The organism is Thalassospira xiamenensis M-5 = DSM 17429 (assembly GCF_000300235.2).
Taxonomy (GTDB): Bacteria; Pseudomonadota; Alphaproteobacteria; order Rhodospirillales; family Thalassospiraceae; genus Thalassospira; species Thalassospira xiamenensis.
Genome location: NZ_CP004388.1, coordinates 1,685,339 through 1,703,700, shown reverse-complemented (window position 1 = coordinate 1,703,700; position 18,362 = coordinate 1,685,339). Strand labels below are relative to the sequence as shown.

Annotated in this window: 21 protein-coding genes; 8 read left to right on the top strand and 13 right to left on the bottom strand. The window is 54.3% G+C overall.

The features are described from left to right. Positions 1-37 precede the first annotated feature (37 nt). Both TH3_RS08035 and TH3_RS08030 read right to left on the bottom strand, forming a co-directional pair. A complete protein-coding gene (locus TH3_RS08035) occupies positions 38-1,366 on the bottom strand; it encodes a hypothetical protein (protein ID WP_007091630.1) in 1,329 nt (442 codons plus the stop codon). Positions 1,367-1,393: 27 nt separating this feature from the next. Then, positions 1,394-2,287, bottom strand: coding sequence for a GNAT family N-acetyltransferase (locus TH3_RS08030; RefSeq protein ID WP_007091631.1), 894 nt, complete (start codon positions 2,285-2,287; stop codon positions 1,394-1,396). Between the two features lie 387 nt (positions 2,288-2,674). Between TH3_RS08030 and TH3_RS08020 the strand changes: the two genes are divergently transcribed. Both TH3_RS08020 and TH3_RS08015 read left to right on the top strand, forming a co-directional pair. Continuing rightward, positions 2,675-3,838, top strand: coding sequence for an alpha-hydroxy acid oxidase (locus TH3_RS08020; protein ID WP_007091633.1), 1,164 nt, complete (start codon positions 2,675-2,677; stop codon positions 3,836-3,838). A gap of 342 nt (positions 3,839-4,180) precedes the next feature. After that, positions 4,181-4,582, top strand: coding sequence for a DUF6331 family protein (locus TH3_RS08015; RefSeq protein ID WP_007091634.1), 402 nt, complete (start codon positions 4,181-4,183; stop codon positions 4,580-4,582). Between the two features lie 109 nt (positions 4,583-4,691). Here TH3_RS08015 and rpsI read toward each other — a convergent pair whose 3' ends face one another. From rpsI to TH3_RS07985, 6 genes are all read right to left on the bottom strand, one after another. Beyond that, on the bottom strand, positions 4,692-5,177 hold the full coding sequence (gene rpsI / locus TH3_RS08010) for a 30S ribosomal protein S9 (protein ID WP_007091635.1): 486 nt from the start codon (positions 5,175-5,177) through the stop codon (positions 4,692-4,694). Further along, the gene (gene rplM / locus TH3_RS08005) at positions 5,177-5,644 is read right to left on the bottom strand and encodes a 50S ribosomal protein L13 (protein WP_007091636.1); all 468 of its coding nucleotides are present in this window, start codon (positions 5,642-5,644) and stop codon (positions 5,177-5,179) included. The genes rpsI and rplM overlap by 1 nt, the downstream gene beginning before the upstream one ends. A 160-nt stretch (positions 5,645-5,804) precedes the next feature. Next, a complete protein-coding gene (locus TH3_RS08000) occupies positions 5,805-6,263 on the bottom strand; it encodes a PaaI family thioesterase (RefSeq protein ID WP_007091637.1) in 459 nt (152 codons plus the stop codon). Positions 6,264-6,424: 161 nt separating this feature from the next. Continuing rightward, positions 6,425-6,991: a hypothetical protein gene (locus TH3_RS07995; protein ID WP_007091638.1), complete on the bottom strand. Its 567-nt coding sequence runs from the start codon at positions 6,989-6,991 to the stop codon at positions 6,425-6,427. Then, positions 6,988-7,326 (bottom strand): hypothetical protein, encoded by a 339-nt coding sequence (locus tag TH3_RS07990; protein ID WP_139190014.1) that lies wholly within the window; start codon positions 7,324-7,326, stop codon positions 6,988-6,990. Before TH3_RS07990 ends, TH3_RS07995 begins: the two co-directional genes overlap by 4 nt. Positions 7,327-7,531: 205 nt before the next feature. After that, on the bottom strand, positions 7,532-8,434 hold the full coding sequence (locus tag TH3_RS07985) for a hypothetical protein (protein ID WP_007091640.1): 903 nt from the start codon (positions 8,432-8,434) through the stop codon (positions 7,532-7,534). A gap of 155 nt (positions 8,435-8,589) precedes the next feature. Between TH3_RS07985 and TH3_RS07980 the strand changes: the two genes are divergently transcribed. Beyond that, positions 8,590-9,399, top strand: a complete 810-nt coding sequence (locus TH3_RS07980; protein ID WP_007091641.1) for an enoyl-CoA hydratase — start codon at positions 8,590-8,592, stop codon at positions 9,397-9,399. Positions 9,400-9,483: 84 nt separating this feature from the next. Next, entirely contained in the window at positions 9,484-10,122 is a 639-nt protein-coding gene (locus TH3_RS07975) for a LysE family translocator (RefSeq protein WP_338057531.1), read from the top strand. Here the strand turns inward: TH3_RS07975 and TH3_RS07970 are convergent. Beyond that, positions 10,094-10,975, bottom strand: a complete 882-nt coding sequence (locus TH3_RS07970) for a protein-methionine-sulfoxide reductase heme-binding subunit MsrQ (protein ID WP_007091643.1) — start codon at positions 10,973-10,975, stop codon at positions 10,094-10,096. The genes TH3_RS07975 and TH3_RS07970 overlap by 29 nt on opposite strands. 207 nt (positions 10,976-11,182) lie before the next feature. Between TH3_RS07970 and TH3_RS07965 the strand changes: the two genes are divergently transcribed. Beyond that, positions 11,183-11,626, top strand: a complete 444-nt coding sequence (locus TH3_RS07965) for a CoA-binding protein (protein ID WP_052268409.1) — start codon at positions 11,183-11,185, stop codon at positions 11,624-11,626. 83 nt (positions 11,627-11,709) lie between these two features. On the opposite strand, the gene TH3_RS07960 is transcribed toward TH3_RS07965, so the two are convergent. Continuing rightward, positions 11,710-12,351 (bottom strand): hypothetical protein, encoded by a 642-nt coding sequence (locus TH3_RS07960; protein ID WP_007091645.1) that lies wholly within the window; start codon positions 12,349-12,351, stop codon positions 11,710-11,712. 173 nt (positions 12,352-12,524) lie between these two features. Beyond that, positions 12,525-13,424 (bottom strand): OmpA family protein, encoded by a 900-nt coding sequence (locus TH3_RS07955; protein ID WP_076519535.1) that lies wholly within the window; start codon positions 13,422-13,424, stop codon positions 12,525-12,527. Positions 13,425-13,668: 244 nt separating this feature from the next. Here TH3_RS07955 and TH3_RS07950 point away from each other — a divergent pair, with 244 nt between their 5' ends. The 3 genes from TH3_RS07950 (at position 13,669) to TH3_RS07940 (ending at position 15,813) form a co-directional block, all read left to right on the top strand. Continuing rightward, on the top strand, positions 13,669-14,649 hold the full coding sequence (locus tag TH3_RS07950) for a mechanosensitive ion channel family protein (RefSeq protein WP_139328169.1): 981 nt from the start codon (positions 13,669-13,671) through the stop codon (positions 14,647-14,649). Between the two features lie 165 nt (positions 14,650-14,814). Further along, positions 14,815-15,396: a DJ-1/PfpI family protein gene (locus TH3_RS07945; protein ID WP_007091648.1), complete on the top strand. Its 582-nt coding sequence runs from the start codon at positions 14,815-14,817 to the stop codon at positions 15,394-15,396. A gap of 102 nt (positions 15,397-15,498) precedes the next feature. Beyond that, positions 15,499-15,813, top strand: a complete 315-nt coding sequence (locus tag TH3_RS07940; protein WP_007091649.1) for a ribbon-helix-helix domain-containing protein — start codon at positions 15,499-15,501, stop codon at positions 15,811-15,813. A gap of 38 nt (positions 15,814-15,851) precedes the next feature. On the opposite strand, the gene TH3_RS07935 is transcribed toward TH3_RS07940, so the two are convergent. Together TH3_RS07935 and TH3_RS07930 are read right to left on the bottom strand one after the other, a co-directional pair. Continuing rightward, complete coding sequence (locus TH3_RS07935; protein ID WP_007091650.1) at positions 15,852-16,790, bottom strand: hypothetical protein; 939 nt, start codon at positions 16,788-16,790, stop codon at positions 15,852-15,854. A gap of 5 nt (positions 16,791-16,795) precedes the next feature. Continuing rightward, positions 16,796-18,262: a DUF2336 domain-containing protein gene (locus tag TH3_RS07930; protein WP_007091651.1), complete on the bottom strand. Its 1,467-nt coding sequence runs from the start codon at positions 18,260-18,262 to the stop codon at positions 16,796-16,798. Between the last annotated feature and the right edge of the window lie 100 nt (positions 18,263-18,362).

Sequence of the window (18,362 nt, the reverse complement as noted above, 5' to 3'; positions counted from 1 at the left end):
TGCAGGGATGACATGCATCACAGGGAAAAGTTGCCTTTTACGGACGTCGGGATTTGCGCACATTGGCCGGACAGGCGCGCTTATCCTCAGGCAGAACAGTATAAAACCGTTCGATTTTCTCAAAACCCGTCGGCGCTGCCACCGGATAATCCGAAACATATCGATGATCCGAAAGACCAAAATCGCTGGCTTTCAAGCCTGATCGCTGTTGCCAGATACGGCGATGGGTATCGGACAATGTGATTTCCGGATCATCAATCAGGAAAATCGCATCACGTGCGATCCGGTCGTTATATTTGTGCTGTGATGGCAACCACGCGGCAAGCTGGCGGCGCAATTCTCCCGGGCTTGGCACCTTGCGCGTCCGGCTGGCAAACTTGACCATCTTTGCCGACAGATCGGAAACATTGCCGGGCGGGGCCATGCCATGTGTCGCCATGTCGATAAAATAAGCCAGATCAATTTCCGTCGGATCACGACCGATAACAGGCTTTAGCGCAGCATAAATCTTGAAAAACCGGGCGATTTTTCCGCCATCGGCATTGGCTGCATCATAAACGCGGCGATAGGCACGCTGCACTTCGGGCAATGCACCATATCGTGCGAACCTTTCGGTGAAATCGGCCCGACGTTTCGGATCGATCCAGATCGCACACAGGATATCAAACGCACTTTGATTATTGCCCAGCGCCAACCGGTGAATCGCATCGGTATGCGGGCCAAAGACGGCATTGAGCAACCCGGGATTGGCCCATTCGGCGGCAAAGACAATCTGCTGGATTTCCGCCCCTGCCCCGGCGGTCGCCCCGCGCGGCCCCCAGGTCAGATAGGCATTGGGATCGTTAGTATAACACCACGGATCCCCTTCCAGATATCGCTTGCCGCTCCTCGGGTTGCGCGACTGGCAGAAATTGAACTGGATGGCGTCGTAATCCGTGCCTTCCAGTGCGAAGGTCAGATGATTGGCCCGCGTGATCGCATCGGGAAAGGGCTGTTCTGCCGGCATCAGCAACCTCCAGAGCCCGACCGTGATCGCGCCGGGATTCGCACCACCGATGGCCGCTTTAACACTCGGATCAAGACAGGGCTGTAAATCCATGATCGCGTTGCGCGTCTTGGCGCCAACAATACCATCCGTCGCGCCATAGGCCGACGTGCTGCCGCGCTTGCAACTTGCCGCGGCCACAAACAACCGACCCTGAAAATCGGCAACCGCGCCATATTTCCCCAAAACCAGCGGCCTGTCTTCAAAACGATACAGGACTTGGGATAAATTCTGTGCGGCTGCATCAACCGGCATTATACCGGCAAATAGCCCTGCCACCAGTCCAAGGACCGGCAGCAGGATTTGTTTAAAACGCAGCAATCTCTCAGGCCCGGTCACGGGCGCACCTCACGGACATGAAATCGGTTCGGGCAGCTTAACCGGGCTCGCCAACAACGCCAAGCGATACGCGCCGCCACATTCGAACCCGATGGCCTCATAAGCCTTCGCCGCCGCCGGGCTATCTGTTGACAGCACCGCATGGGTCACGCCGCGCGCCCGTGCCGCCAGAAGCGTTTTGGCGACCAGGATACGGGCATAGCCATTGCCGCGCTGTTCGGGCGGCGTCCAGACCGGGCCGATCTGGACCATGTCGGGCAGTTCGGCGTTGAACCCCGAAAGACTGACCGGCACACCATCCACCACAAGCACCCACATGTTGCGGTCATTTAGCGCATGGACAAGGCGACTGGCGATCCGGCTATCAAGAGCTGGCGTATCCTGTCCGCCCAGTGCCTCGATCTCGTAGGCGCGCAGCCAACGCAGCAGCGTATTGCGATCAATCCGTTCGGCATCAACCATCTGGAAACTGTCCGACCGCACATTTTGCGGCAGGATCAGGTTGGCAAGATCAAGACGATAAAAGGCATCGCATGCATTGATTGCAAATTCCGCATCGCCAAGCCCAAGCATCTCGATCACGCTTTTCGCCTGATCCGCCGGACCATAGAAACCAGCCACTGCCTGCGTATTCTCTGCACGAAACTGGTCAATCAAATCGCGCGGCACCGGCTTACCGCCGGTTTGCACAAAGACATTACCGTTGCCAAATATAGTCAAAACCGCCGTCACCGTGCCATCGCTGGAAACTTCACCGTAATAGCAGCCTGAAAGCGGATGATGACGTCGGTTCATGCCGGTTTTTCGCAAATTGCTGCGCAGAACCATGCTGGTTTCGGCATGGGTCGCGAGAAATGCGTCAAGGGCATGAAGATCATCATCTTGCAGCTTTCTGTACTGCATATCGGGGGTCCCTTTCTTTGGGCTTCAGGTAATTGCCAACCTTCCGAATTGGCATAAAAAAAGACCGCTCCATTAGCGGCCCTTCACATATCACAAGGTAATCCAACAGAGGTTCAAACACTTATGTCTTGAAAGCTCGTCGCATTGTTCCAACCATTGGATGTCACCTTGAATTCAAAAAATGTTTCTTCGATGCATTGTTATTATCACAACCTTCCGAATTTTCGATCCTCCTTTTTAAAATTCTTTTCCGACCACAACATCACCCTGATTCCGGAATACGGAAACAATTTGGGCCCTACAAGAAGCTGATTTTCAATTCGGTTTGCGATAACCTCCGAAACTGGTATTACCATTACCGAGCGCATTTTATTCGGAGTTGACCTCATGCCAGTGATTACCTGCGTCGAAGACCTGAAACGTATCTATAAACGTCGCGCACCGCGCATGTTTTACGATTACGCAGAATCCGGAAGCTGGACCGAGCAGACATTCCGTGAAAACACCACCGACTTTCAGGATATTCACCTGCGTCAGCGGGTCGCGATTGACATGGCCGGGCGCTCAACCAAAAGCCGGATGATCGGTCAGGATGTCGCCATGCCTGTCGCCCTTGCCCCGGTCGGACTGACCGGCATGCAATGCGCAGACGGCGAAATCAAGGCTGCCCGTGCGGCGGAGAAGTTCGGCGTCCCTTACACATTGTCGACCATGTCGATCTGTTCGATCGAGGATGTTGCCGAGAACACCTCCAAGCCCTTCTGGTTACAGGTTTACACGCTCAAAGACGACGATTTCATGAAGCGGCTTTTTGACCGGGCGAAAGCAGCCAAGTGCTCCGCCGCGGTCATCACGGTGGATCTTCAGATGCTCGGGCAACGCCACAAGGACCTGAAGAACGGTCTGTCTGCCCCGCCCAAGCTGACCGTCAAATCGGTCGCCAACATGATGACAAAGGTGCAGTGGGGGCTGGGTATGCTTGGTACCAAGCGCCGCTTCTTTGGTAACATCGTCGGTCATGCCAAGGGGGTTGCCGACCCCTCTTCACTGAGTACCTGGACCGCCGAAGCGTTCGATGAATCACTTGATTGGGACCGTATTCGCGAGTTCCGCAAAATGTGGGATGGGCCCTTGATCATCAAGGGGATCATTGATCCGCGTGATGCCCTGGAAGCCCTTAACGTTGGCGCAGATGCCATCATTGTTTCCAACCATGGCGGACGCCAGCTTGATGGTGCCCTGTCCTCAATCCGTGCATTGCCCGCAATCATGGATGCCGTCGGTGACAAGATCGAGGTCCATCTGGATAGCGGGATCCGTTCCGGCCAGGATGTGCTGAAGGCACTGGCACTGGGTGCCAAGGGCACCTATATCGGGCGCGCTTATGTTTATGGTCTGGGCGCAATGGGCGAAGCCGGTGTGACCAAGACGCTTGAGATCATTCACAAGGAGCTTGAAGTCTCCATGGCGCTTTGCGGGCGTACGGACGTGACCAAGGTGGATCGCGACATCCTTATGATCCCGCGCGATTTTTCGGACCGCTGGCAGTAACGCAATACCCGCTGTTACATTCCGCTGAACCAAACAAAAAGCGGCGTCTTCCATGGTGAAGACGCCGTTTTTTTTGTTGTCCTGCCGGACGATCCCGCAAAAAGAAAAAGCGCCACCCGAAGGTGACGCTTTTCCAATAAAATCGCGAGCCCGATGCCCGAAAACGACTTAACGCTTGAAACAATGAAATCTTGTGTAAATTTTTTAATTTCAATGCATTATAGAGTGTAAAAATAGTCTGCAGCCAATTCCTCACCTCTTCAATAGTGTTTTCAGCGAGAAGAACCAGTGATAAATTAAATTGGCATATAATTATACTCATATTATTTTAAGGAAATTCAATTGCCCAAATATTCTAAATATAATCCCACCGATGACATAAGCATTGGAAAAGACTTATGGATAAAATTTCGCAATATTAATGAAGGTAGAGAATCTGCTGTTCACATAGACCCATTTATGGATGAATTGGCTGATTTTTGGAAATCTATAGAGACTAACTGCGAAGCTAAGTGCTGCGGAATTGATGCATTTTGTTTTTGGCCAGAAGAAATTCTTAAAAACACCGAAAATCTCAATTATGAAAATGCCGTTTCCGAACTAAAAAACTTAAGACAAAAAATTATGGAATTTGAGAGCAAAGTTGTGGTGAGCGATTCACTCAATAATTATTTCAATAAAATAACCTTCGTTGAGCTTTTAGATCATATTATTGATGTTCTAGAGAATAAATGCGAAACATAGGTCTCAAATTAGCTAACCTGTGAAAACCACTTATTAGCCGCAACAAAAAACCCGCCACCAAATGGTAGCGGGTTTTCCGTATCCGGATGCCTCGGAAGGATTGACAAAATCAACGTTTCGAGAACTGGAAGCTACGACGTGCTTTGGCGCGACCGTATTTTTTACGTTCGACTGCACGGGAGTCACGGGTCAGGAAGCCGCCTGCCTTGAGCGACGGACGCAGTGCCGGCTCAAACAGGGTCAGCGCGCGCGAAATACCGTGACGAACGGCACCGGCCTGACCGGAAAGACCACCACCGGTAACGGTGCAAACGACGTCGAACTGATCTTTACGATTGGCAACGCCGAACGGCTGGTTGATCACCATGCGCAGAACCGGACGTGCGAAGTAATCTTCGAATTCGCGGCCATTGACGGTAACTTTGCCCGAGCCCGGTTTGATCCAGACGCGTGCAATTGCGTTCTTACGACGACCGGTTGCATAGGAACGGCCCTGTGCGTCGATCTTCGGTTCCGGCAGGGTGCCTTCTGCAGCAGCAGCTTCACCGCCCTGTGCCAGATCTTTGAGATCTTCAAGAGTTTTGGTGTCGGCCATTACTTAGCACTCCGCTTATTCTTGTCGTTCATTGCGGCAAGATCGAGAACTTCCGGCTTCTGTGCATCATGCGGATGCTCGGTACCGGCATAGACGTGCAGCTTGGAAAGAACCTGGCTGCGCAGCGGACCACGGGACATCATACGCTCGACAGCTTTGATGATCACACGTTCCGGATGCTCGCCATTCAGCAGCTTGTCCATGGTGCGTTCTTTGATGCCGCCCGGATAACCGGTGTGCCAGTAGAACTTCTTGTTCTGAAGTTTACGGCCGGTCAGTTTGACTTTTTCGGCATTGACGATGACGATGTGATCGCCACAATCCATGTGCGGGGTAAACATTGCTTTGTGTTTACCACGAAGACGGTTGGCAACAACGGCTGCAAGACGGCCGAGTACGACGTCTTCTGCGTCGACTACAAACCATTTGCGCTCGATGTCACTCGGTGTCGCAGTGAAGGTTTTCATAATTTAATACTCGAAAACTGGGTTCCACGGAGGGAATCGCCCCTCGTTGAAAGTCGGCGCAGTATGCCAGCATTAAACAGGAAAGCAACAGGAATATTTCGTTGTATTTCAAACACTTAAATCAATAGGTATTATTTTACCACATTGATTTTCATCATTTTCATACCGGTTTCGGCTCCGCCCCCTTTTCCGGCGGCATGGCATAGGTCCCGATGACATGCGCACAAAGTGCGCCATCAACAGCCGACCGGATATGACATTCCGCAATCAGAAGCCGCTTCCCGGCCTTGAGGATTTTCGCCTCTGCCAGCAAATCACCCGGCTTCGCCCCGGAAAGGAAATGCACCGTCGCCTCGGTCGTCACCGCCAGATCGGCCTTGGGTACCACAAGCCACGCCACCGCATAAAGCGCAATATCGGCCAGCGCAAAGATCGCCGGGCCACAAATCACATTGCCCGGCCGGATATGCCGTTCGTTAAACGGCAGACGTAACAGGGCACGGTCCCCCGAAAGTTCTTCGGTTCGTACGTTCATGTCCCCGACGAACGGAACTTTCTCGCGCATGATCACATCAAAATCAGCAGGCGTTATACCCGTGCGGGGTGGCATGGCTGTCATTGCGGGTTCCTCCCTGTCGCCACCCTTGCCTTTGGTAGCACTGTTCCCTTTGAACACAGCCTGACATAACGTTTACGTTAACGTCAATATTTTCGAAGAACCAGACACCCTTGATGATCACAACCGGTGCCGCATAGAAACGCCCCCGACAATCCCCTCTCCTACCCGCCAAGAATTGACGAAAGCTCGATCACCGTTATCCAGATCACGGCCAGAATCACAATGACCGTAATCAGGAAGGATCCGATATTGGGCAACCACTTTTCCACTCCACGCCGCTTCACGGCAGCCCCAGACAATGCAGTCGGCCTGAGCGCATTTGCGTGGACAGGAATTTCTGGTGGATGCCCCGGCAAGGCTTCGGAAAACACACCGGGCCGGGTTTGTGGGAGCTTGGAATGCATCGTGTCGTCACCATCTTGGGTAACGGAGCGGTGTCCAAAGGGAGTCAGGATCGAAATGAAATCAGCAAACGGTTTAACGTCTTCGGATATCGTTTCGGTCGCTGCGGTACTGGGATTTGTTTTTTTGGGTTGCTCCCCGCTTTCGCGCGGATCACTGTCGCGGGCATCCTGATCCGGGTTAGGATCAATCGGGTCCTGCTCCCCCGATATATTACCATCAGGCTGGGGATTATCCATGCCCTGCATGTGCGCCCGATGGCGGACACCGGCCGACACCAGACGCGCTGGCGCCGCGCGATCCACCCCTGATATACGTGCCATCATCGTGATAACAGAACAGCAAGTTCTGAATAGGTCGCGAGGATCACACTCGCAATTACGATACTGACAATCAGGGATGCACTGGCGCGCGGTAATTTTTTCCGCAACCAGTCATTCAGATCGAAATTGGAACTGATATCGGATGTGGGACGTTTAAATCTTGGCCTGACCGGACCACGCAGGATAACTGTGGGCTTGTCCACTTCATCGTTGGACGCCCAGTGATACCGGTTTTCCGGAAGGTAAACCGGGTGGCGGTCTTCCTGACCTTTTACGTCACTTTCCATGGCGACTACGGCGCTACCTCCGCCGTCTCCTGCAACAAGGGTTAATGTCACATTCCAGCCCCTGCCTTACCCGGCATACCTTGCCAGCCAATACAGGGTTCCCCCTCGTCTTGCACTCTCCCCATTACGCATAATTACGAATCATAAAATCCCCTGTCACACGCTTAAGCGTGCAACACGGTATAATAGTCCCCACATTTAGGCAGGTTTGAGGCAAAGTTCAGGAATTGATATTCTATCCTGGATTGCCTTTACGCTATCCGCTGATCAATTTGCCAAGCTCGGTATAAACCAGTACCAGAACATAGCCGACAGCAATGGCTGCAACCATATATGCACCCAGCTTCGGCAGGACTTTATCAATCGCCAAAGCATTTCTGCGTTCCGTTGCTTTTTTGTTGGCCCGGCGCTGCTTGGTGGCTTTCCGGCCGCCCACGCGTGCCGAATGTGCCGGCGATACGATGCCGGCATTAAGTCGACGGGCTTCTTCCTGACTAAGCCAGTTTGCACTGTTATCAGGCAGATCGATATTGCCAGATCCATTGCGCGATGTGGATTTCAGATCATCTACACGACCGGCAATATCGTTATGCATATCCAGACCGGTTTGCACCCCATCGCCCAGACTTTCCAGATATTCCTTATACGCATTTCCTGTCCCGTCACCCCCGCCCCGCGGGTCTTCCTGCGCGGCATTTGTCTGCGCCCCATTGGGTTGGGCCTGATACAGGGCGGCATTTCCGGCAAGGACGTGACGATTGGGTTTCGGCCTGTCGCCCGGTTTACCGGTACTGCGCAGATCATTTGCGGTAACCGGCTTTATCTTTTTCGGCGCGGCGGGTTTCGGTCCCGCCATTGCCGTCCCGGAAATATCACGCGCCATATCGGGATCAGGGGCGCTGACATCCGGGTTATCCGGATCCTTTTCCGGTCGGCGGGGCTGAAGGATTTCGGGAACGTCAAACCCGCGGCTTAACAACCGGGCGCGTGCCTCGGCGCGCTGACGTTCCATGTCCCAGTCTATGGCCTCCTTACGGTCATAGCGTTTCATTTTCGTCTTGGCGACCGGCGAAACCGGCTGGCGCTTTTTAACGATTTCCTTGGTCGTGACAAAACGACCAGGAGCCCGCTGTGGTTTACGTTTTTCGTCGTCGGTCATTTCCCACTGCCCATAAACGGGACCGCCCCACAGGTCAGGATCATTATTGTGGTATTTTTGGTTTCCAACAAAACCGGGACGTGAAATTCTACAACGACAGTATATTGACGTAAAAGTAAAAAACATACAGTGCGCGCCATCACAGGGAGGCATAAATGACCAGAAACTCGCCCAACAGCCACACAGATGAAACCAGCCTTGTCCTGCGCAAAGACGAGGGCCCGGTCGCAACCCTGACCCTGAATGCCGCCAAAAGCCGCAATGCCCTTTCCGGGGCGATGATGGCGGCTCTGCACACGGCATTGGATCAGATCGCAGGCGATCCTGCCATTCGCTGTGTGATCCTTGCGGCAAACGGTCCGGCTTTTTGTGCCGGTCATGACCTTAAGGAAATGAACGGCATTTCCACCTGCGACGGCCATGCGGCCCTGTTTTCCCAATGCAGCGCGCTGATGATGCGGATTGTCACCCTGCCCCAGCCGGTGATCGCACGCGTTCATGCCGTGGCGACCGCTGCCGGTTGCCAACTGGTGGCAAGCTGCGATCTTGCCGTTGCCGGAACATTTGCAAAATTTGCCACACCCGGCGTCAATATCGGGCTGTTCTGTTCGACCCCGATGGTCGCACTCAGCCGCAATGTATCGCGCAAACATGCCATGCGCATGCTGTTGACCGGTGACCCGATTGATGCCCAAACCGCGTGGCAGATGGGGCTGATTTCCGATGTCGTCGAAGATGACGACCTGATCACCGCAACTGACGACCTTGCCAAACGCATCGCATCACGTTCGGGCATGACGGTAAAACTGGGCAAGGAAGCATTCTACCGCCAGCTCGAAATGCCATTGTCCGACGCTTATGCCTATGCATCCGGGGTGATGACCGACAACATGCAAAAACATGATGCCCGCGAAGGGATCGGCGCATTCGTTGAAAAACGGCATCCGGAATGGCGGCACGAATAGGCGCGATATCGCCCGTTACTTTGCCCTCGACTTCCCCCGTCGGCTCTGGCTTGATAATTGCTGAAAATCACCCGAAGGAGGGGAATGATGAATTTGGAAATCTGGCTTACCTTCGTTCTGGCCTGCTCAATCGTGCTGGCCATTCCCGGTCCGACCATCATGCTGGTGGTCAGCTATGCCCTTGGCAAGGGCCGCCAGACCGCATGGGCGACGGTTCCGGGTGTTGCGCTGGGCGACCTAACCGCGATGACGGTTTCGCTGGCCGGTGCCGGTGCGTTGCTGGCGGCATCGGCAAATGCGTTTACGGTGCTGAAATTATGCGGCGCGGGATATCTGATTTATCTTGGCATCAAGATGTGGCGCGAAAAACCGGGATTACTGGAAGATAACCCGGATGCCAAACGCAACCGACCGTCACGCATGTTCCTGCAGGCCTATATCGTGACGGCCTTAAACCCCAAAGGCATCGTGTTCTTCATTGCCTTTGTGCCGCAATTCGTCAATGCCTCGATGCCCATATTGCCTCAATTCGTGATTATGACCGCAACCTTTGTCTCGCTGGCGGCGGTCAATGTTGCGATCTGGGCAATCATGGCCGGTGCCCTGCGCGAAAAATTCCGCAAACCGACCGCCATGTTGCGCCTGACCCGTGCAGGCGGTGCCGTCATGATCGGTGCGGGCCTCCTGACCGCCCTTACCCGCCGCGCGAACGCTGCGGTCTGACGAACAGGGTCGATGCGATCTGGCCCAGCCATTCACGGCCGATCGCATCTCGCCCGAACAGGCTGATCACCGCGACAACCAATCCGCACAGCAACACATTCCATGCTGGTCGCAACGGCCACATGAAATCCAGATTGGCGACCAGAACGGCCGACGGCGGCACACCGGTCGCAAGCCCGTACCACGCATATTCAATCCCTGCGGTTACCAGCCCGGCCAGAACCGCGATTGAGACCAGAACGAACGGTGATCTCAACGACCAGTCACGCGCATGCGCCACGCGATACAGCATAAGTGCAACAAAAAATCCCGACATCAGGGTCGCTTCGCTGACATCGATCTTTGACTGCATAAAGAAATGCAGGGCCGCCAACACGCCAATGCCATAACTGATCTTGTGCAACCGGGTCCAGTTCCCGCCAAGCTTGCGCATGGCTGATTTGGTCGATGTCATCCCAAGAATGACAAGCCCCGTCAGCGCAACAAAGCCGATGGTCAGATAAATCCGCACCAGAATTTCATTAGCCACACGCAGCACATCCCATGACTGGCTCAGCATATATAACAACAGATGGGTTAAGGCATATCCCAACGCCGCCAAACCAACCTGACGGCGAATTTGGACAAGCTTGCTGGCACGTATAATCCGGCGAAGCGGCGTGATCAGAAGCGAGATCAGCAACATCCGGATCGCCCAATCACCGCTTTCAAGGATCGCCTCCTTGACCGGAATGGTCGCCCCGCCTTCGGCAATCACCGGCCAGAGAATGAAACAGCCCGGCACAAGCAGCAGCACAAACACGGTCAGCTTAAAAACCGAAAATCTGCCGGACGGATCAAGCCATGGAAACATGCGGGATACCTTTGGTGTTTTGGATAATGGGCAATATATCCTTACTCAACCCTGTTCCGTTCAATCCGTCAGTTAAATTTGCCATCAACTTTCTGCGAGCGTCGCGGCATCACATAATCCCGACGCCAGAAGATTGCAGCAGCAGATCAAAACCTTATGTATCATACAGACATAACGATGCCGCATCGCAAACCAAAGGCAGATGACATGAGCGATTTTGAAAATCCCAACGACAATGCCACGCAGGCATTGCTTGAACGTACCAAGACAATTGCGCTGGTCGGCGCCAGCCCGAAACCCGAACGCCCGTCAAACGGTGTGATGAAGTTCCTTTTATCGCGCGGCTATCACGTCATTCCGGTCAATCCCGGCCAGGCTGGCGGTGAAATCCACGGTCAAAAGGTCTTCGCAACCCTTGGCGATATTCCTGAGCCGGTCGATATGGTCGATATCTTCCGCAATAGCGAGGATGCCGGTGGCGTGATTGACGAGGCCATTGCGATTGGTGCCAAATCCGTCTGGATGCAGCTTGGCGTCATCAACATCAGTGGTGCCACCCGCGCGCAGGATGCCGGGCTTGATGTCGTGATGAACCGTTGCCCGGCAATCGAAATCCCCCGTCTTTTCGCCCCGGACTGGAAAGTCGCCTGACACGGCGCGCCGGACCGACGCCAAAAACACAAAAGGCACCGCGTGATGGCGGTGCCTTTCATTTCATACCAAGCAGGCCGAAATCAGCCGCGACCGCACATTTTCATCAAATCGGGAACCAGCCCCTGATTGCCGATGAAATCCGGCTGCACGGCACTGGTCACCGTGTAGGTCGTCGTCGCTTCGTCAACCAGCGGATCGTAAAGTCCCGACGTTTCCATCACCAGCGACATCACGCCATCGGACTTGATCCGGAGCGCAGCAAAGCCATTGGCATATTCGGTACGGGCGCATTCCTTGCCAAGAATCTGGTCAAACTGCCCGACAAGCGCATAGCGCGGGTTTTCGATCAGATGGTCACGTTTGGCAACAGCACCGGCAATCAGACCGGGACGGGGAATATATTTGCCAAAACGAACCTGTGACTGGACGATATAACCGTCCGGGAAATAAACAGCGACGTCCTCGGCAAGAAGGATGCGATCACCGATGACCTGACCGGACCGCAAAAGTGCCTTGATCCGCTTGCCCGGAATTTCGCCCGAAAAGGCATTGAAACGAAGATACTTGCCGTCACCGCGCTCGGCGGCATAAAGCTTTTCAAATGGTACTGGTGGCGTTTTATCTGCAGCAGCCCCTGGTCGGGCAAAACTTCCGGCCATGATAACAACGGCCATCGCGCAGATACCGGCACCGCGCAATGAACGGCACAAATTTCTGATCATCTTCCCCCGTCTCTCCCTTTCGCGGCTCGGATATCCCGCAGACATTAGGTGTATTGCGTCCAATTTCAACCGTTATTCACAGGATTAAATCTGTATTTAATCGACTATCCATAAAAAACAACGGGGTGGCATCATGCCACCCCGTTGCCGAAGATTTGGTAAACGATCGCGGATTAGTCGATCGAGATGGTCACGCGACGGTTACGCGGTTCACGAACACCATCCGGAGTCGGGATAAGCAGATCGCTCTCGCCAACAGCTTCGCTGTCAACCATGTCGCCTTTAACACCACGTTTGGTCAGCTCTGACAGTGCCGAAGAAGCACGACGCTCCGACAGACCCTGGTTATAAGAAGCCGCACCCGACGCATCGGTATGGCCAACGACGGTCACGTTGCTCATGCTCGACGCCCACTGCTCGGCAGCGGCATCAAGAACACGCTCGGAAACCGGGGTGATCGCGGTGCTGTCAAAGTCGAAGAAGATGGTGAACAGACGCGGCGCGGCTGCAACCGGTTCCGGTGCCATTTCTTTCGGCTCTTCCGCACGCAATTCTGACATTGCGGCTTCGAAATCTTTCCAGCACTGGCTGATCAGATCGGTCTGCCAACCTTCTTCGCTTTCTTCGATCCAGCAATCGAAACGAGCCTGCGCAATTGCGGCCGTATCCGGTTTTGCTTCACGCTTGCCATCGTCAAGAAGAGCGATCAGTTCATCACGAACTGCGCGCTTCTGTGCGATTTCTTCGGCGTCAAAACGCCAGTTGGCCGGATCTTCCGGAAGAATCGTTTCGTTTTCAGCGACCTTGCCTGCTTTCTTCGCAAAGAAGTCGGCGTCGAAGAAATCGTACCATTCATCGGCTTCACGCTGTGCGTATGCGATATATTCGGCTTTAAGCGCCTTGCCAAACGCGGTTGAAGGTTCCGCGCCGGTAATCGCACCATTCACGGAGTTACCGTAAGTAAACGGGTTACCGCCATACGGGACTGCCGTACCCGAGTTGTCGACACTGCTACACGCGCTAAGAAGGGCGATGCCCCCGATAGCACAGATAAAAGACGGACGAAGCTGCATGTTTTTGCCCCTATAGTTCAGGTTGTTATTCACTAACCAACAATATCACCAATGATGGTCATATTATGTCTCTAAACGACCGAAAATACGAAAAGTTCCATAACACTAGGTTCAGGTGGTACTTTGAGGTCACTTTTCAAGATCGCCTAAACCTGCGATGCTGAAGCATCATAAGCTAGTATGTGGGCTTTATACTACAACCCATGTTAGCAGCACATACAATCTCTGAGCAAGTGAGGTTTAAATGATGGAAACAGATATGGCGACGATTGCCGAAATGCTAAAGGCATTTGCGCTGGGCTTCGGGATGGATCTGCTGGGTGCGGTTCTGATTCTGATTGTCGGCTGGTGGGTCGCTGGTCGCGCCTCCGCCCTGGTCCGCCATTCCCTGAAGAATGCAAAATTTGTCGACGCGACGATCAAACCCCTTGCCGCAAACATTGTGCGCTACCTGATACTGATCTTTGTCCTGATCGCCGTTCTGTCGAATTTCGGCGTCCAGACCGCAAGCATCATCGCCGTACTTGGTGCCGCCGGTCTTGCTATCGGCTTGGCCCTGCAAGGGACATTGTCCAACATTGCCGCTGGCGTAATGATCCTGATCCTGCGACCAATCAAAGTCGACGAATTCATCGAAGCGGGTTCTGTTTCGGGCACCGTGGTTGAAATCACCCTGTTCACGACGCTGTTCAAAACGGCAGACGGGGTCTTTGTTTCCGCTCCGAATTCGCAAATCTGGAACAGCGCGATCAAAAACTATTCGCGCAATCCGACCCGTCGTCTGGATATCAAGGTTGGTATTTCTTATGACGATGATGTCGATGCCGCACTTGATTTCCTTAAAAATATGGTCGCAAGCGATCCGCGCGTTCTAAAGGACCCCGAACCCATGAGCTTCGTCGCCAACCTTGGCGAAAGCTCTGTCGATCTGACAGCACGCGGCTGGACCAGCACGCCCGATTACTGGGCGACTTTCTGGGATCTCAGCCGCCGTTCGAAAACGGAACTTGAAGCCGCCGGTTACGCGATTCCCTTCCCGCAGCGCGACCTGCATATCAAAGAAGGTGTCGAAACCGCATCAACGGCCCTTCCGACAAAGGCCGCCCCGGCGAAAAAGCCTGCAACACGCAGCACGGCAGCAAAACCGGCGACCAAGGCGACGGCGGCCAAAACCACAGCAGCCAAAAACCCCGCTGCCAGCAAATCAACAACCACCAAAAGCTGATTTGTCATAAAAATTTGATCTGCCAAAGGCGGCCCCATCCGGGCCGTCTTTTTTTGTTTCACGCAATCCGTTTCGCCCGTTTTGACGCGTAGTAGCCCGCTGTTACCCGCTGATCCCTGCCATGATCTATAGTTTTCAGATCACAACAAACGGGAGGATAAAATAATGTCAGCAAAAAAAATCCTGATGCTGGTCGGCGACTATGCCGAAGATTACGAAACCATGGTTCCGTTCCAGACGCTGCTTGCAGTTGGTCATTCGGTTGACGCCGTTTGCCCCAACAAAAAAGCCGGTGATTCGATTGCGACCGCCATTCACGATTTCGAAGGCGATCAGACCTACAGCGAAAAGCGCGGGCACAATTTTGCGCTGAATGCCGATTTCGAAAAAGCCCGGGTGCAGGACTATGATGCCCTTCTGATCCCCGGCGGGCGCGCCCCGGAATATCTGCGCTTAAACGAGGATGTCATTCGTCTGGTTCGTGACTTCAACGACGCCGACAAACCGATTGCCGCGGTCTGCCACGGTGCGCAAATTCTTGCTGCGGCGGATATCCTCAAAGATCGCCGTGTATCTGCCTATCCGGCCTGCGCCCCCGAAGTACGCCTTGCCGGTGGGACTTATGCTGAAATCGCGATTGATGATGCCTGCATCGACGGCAATCTTGTCACCGCACCGGCATGGCCGGCACATCCAAAATGGCTGGCCAGTTTCCTGACCCTGCTTGGGACTGAAATCAGCCTCTAGAACAATCGGCGATTGCCTTTCGGCACGGTTTGCCGGACCATGACCCTGTAACCGGCCACCGACGTTCCATCGTCGGTGGCAAAAACAGGAGAGGTCGTCATCATGTGTCAGATCTATTCCGGCACCAACCCCGAACTCTATCAGTCCGTCAGTCGATCTTTGCGCATCAATGGCGTTGTAACCAGTGTCCGCCTTGAACAGCGATTCTGGCAGATTCTTGATGAAATCGCCGCGGGCGAAGGCTTCAGCACCCCGCAATTTCTTGGCAAACTGCATGATGAAGTTGTCAGCCAGCGCGGCGATATTCCCAATTTCGCATCGCTTCTGCGCGTCGTCTGCACGGTTTATCTGGAACATCAGGCAGGCTTGGCCACGCACCCGGAAACAACAAAACCCGCCAGTCGTCTGGCGGGCTGAACAGGCATTGCCGGGTGTTGCAGCACGTCTGGCTTAAATCAGTTCAGCCAGGATGAAATTTCACGTGAGCTGAACCCGCCACTGGCCATCATCGACGGAACGCTTTGCCGTTTCAGGGTTGGCTGCTGGGGCTTGATGATCGCATTGCGGCTTTGAAGCCCTGCTGCGGCACCGTAATCAAGTGACGAACCGCCAAACCAGTTTTTCGATGTTTCCGGCGCTTCTGGCGTGGTCTTTTCCCGCGCCTTGCTTTCGTAGATCCAGCGCAGTTCCTGTTTCAGGGTCTGGTATTCCGGCGTATCGGGCGCAGAGTTAACTTCGTTAACAATCTGCAGCTTGACCATCTGCGGAAATTTATCAAGCCGCTCCAGAAGCATGAATTTGACACTTGGGCGCACGGCGTCGGAACGCATCAGCTTCATCACCAGACGACGATAGATATCAATCCGCAGATTGCCATGCGATGCCAGTTCGATGAATTCCTCGACAAATTCGCGCGCGGCCATCTTGCCATCCAGAAGCGCGCGCAAATTGCCCGCCATCGCCCGGCGATAGGCTTCGCGAATTTCGACAACATGGTTGCTTGCGCGGTTGCGCACCAACTGGAACGCTTCCGGACTGAACGCATTCCGCGACAGAAGCTTGGCACAATCGGCCACCAGTTCATGCTTGGTTGCTTCTGACACCACTTCAAAAACGCCGGTAATAAGTTCCTTGCACTTGGCGTGCGGTCCCATACGGATCGCTGCGGCCAATGCCATCGGGCTTTCCGGATCCTTGGTTGCAATCACCGCAAGTGCCAGTGGATCATCATACTGCATCAACGCCAGATCATTGCTCAGCAAATGCTCCGGCATCAGAAGCCGCTGCTGCGCCCCTGCCCCGGTAACGGTCAGCGGTTCGCCACTGCGATAATTATCTTTGATGGAAAGGGCATATTTCAGCCCGTCATAGGAGATTCCGAGATCCTTGCGCATCCCGTTTACTCTCCCTTCGGCCCCTGGGGTCGTTCATGCGGCAAGCGGCGTGTACGACCAGACTTTTCGGAATCGTGCGGCGATGCCGCAGCCGTCGTACCCGCCGCACGACCACGCGGTCCGGAAGGCTGAAGCTCGTTAAAGAAATCGATATACCAATCCATATCCGTTGATGCCATGGCATAACGGCCACCCGCCGCCGGGCGCTCGATGCTGTCTTCGGGGATCGCAGCGCTCATCTGAAGGACAACCGCCGACGGGGCACTCATACCCGCGCGCCAGGCCAGGGCGGTAATGGCGCGCGCACTTCCCGAATCAAGGATTTTGGAAACGATTGCAGCAGGCATCTGCGCATAATGCGCAAGGCTCTGAACCACCAGCGCGTCTTCGTTACGCGACAACGCATCAAGAATGTAATGATCAATGGTGACCGGCTCGACCGGTCCGCCCTGCTCGCCAGCATCGTCATGCATCACATCGTCAAACTCATGTTCCACCGGAACCGGTGCCGTGCGGCTTACAATGCGACTCTCGAACTTTGCTTTTTCAATACGCTGGCGCACTAATTGGCGCATGGCCCGTGCCACTTCGGCCCGCATGCGACCGCGTTCGACCAGCGTGTCGAACAACGATGCCAGAATGAAATGCGCCACACGGCGCTGCGCCTGACGGGAAATCTTGTTGCGACCATCCGCCATTTCATCATGTGGCGTCTTGCTGGCGGCTTCTTTCCTGCTGCCGAATTTCGGGGTCAGGGCCACCACATTGCGCGGCGCGTCATCCGATGACAGCAACCGGTTAAGCAACCCGCCCTTTTCCGAACGATCCCGTGCCAGACGTGCCTGTGCCGCGGCCTCCTGTTCGGCTTCCAGCTTTTCGGCGGCTGTTTGCACAAACTCGCCACGCCCACGCAGAATATCAAGGAAATCGGCATCGCTTAAAAGTTCGACATATTCGCCAAGCGACACCCGGCCAATCGCCGCAATATCCTGACGCAAACGCATCGCGGCCTGGCGTGTCATATAAGGTGTATGGCTCAGTTCCTGCTCGATCAGGGCAATGACCTGCGGACGATAACAATCGGCCATATTGCCGATCGCCGTTACGAATTCCTCGACCATATCAAGGCGTTCGGACGGGCTAAGATCATTCAGATGACGGCGCAGGCGGCGCGCAACATCCATGCGGACGTCGCTGTCAAAATCCGGCTGGCCGTCTTCATCTTCGTCATCATCGGCAAGGTCGGCCGACAGGCGCGCGGCATAATCAAGGCCACTTTGCGCCAGTTGACCATCGGAATCTTTTTTACGCGGGATACGGGGGGCACGCGAATTTGCCTGTTCGGCCGCGCCAAACTCGTCTGGCGCGATGCTCCGGACCGTTTCCGCCAGATCACGAAGTTTCGCCGCCGACTTGTCGTCAAGCGCGCCGTCATCCTTCGATTTCTGCCGATTGAACATCCAGTTCAGCATTATCGCAGTAATTCCCCTGTCCCCTGCCTTTCGGCAAATCGGCGTCAACCCCTTGCAACGCCAACATTTTTTATCTGGCCTTGGATCGCTTATAGCAAAG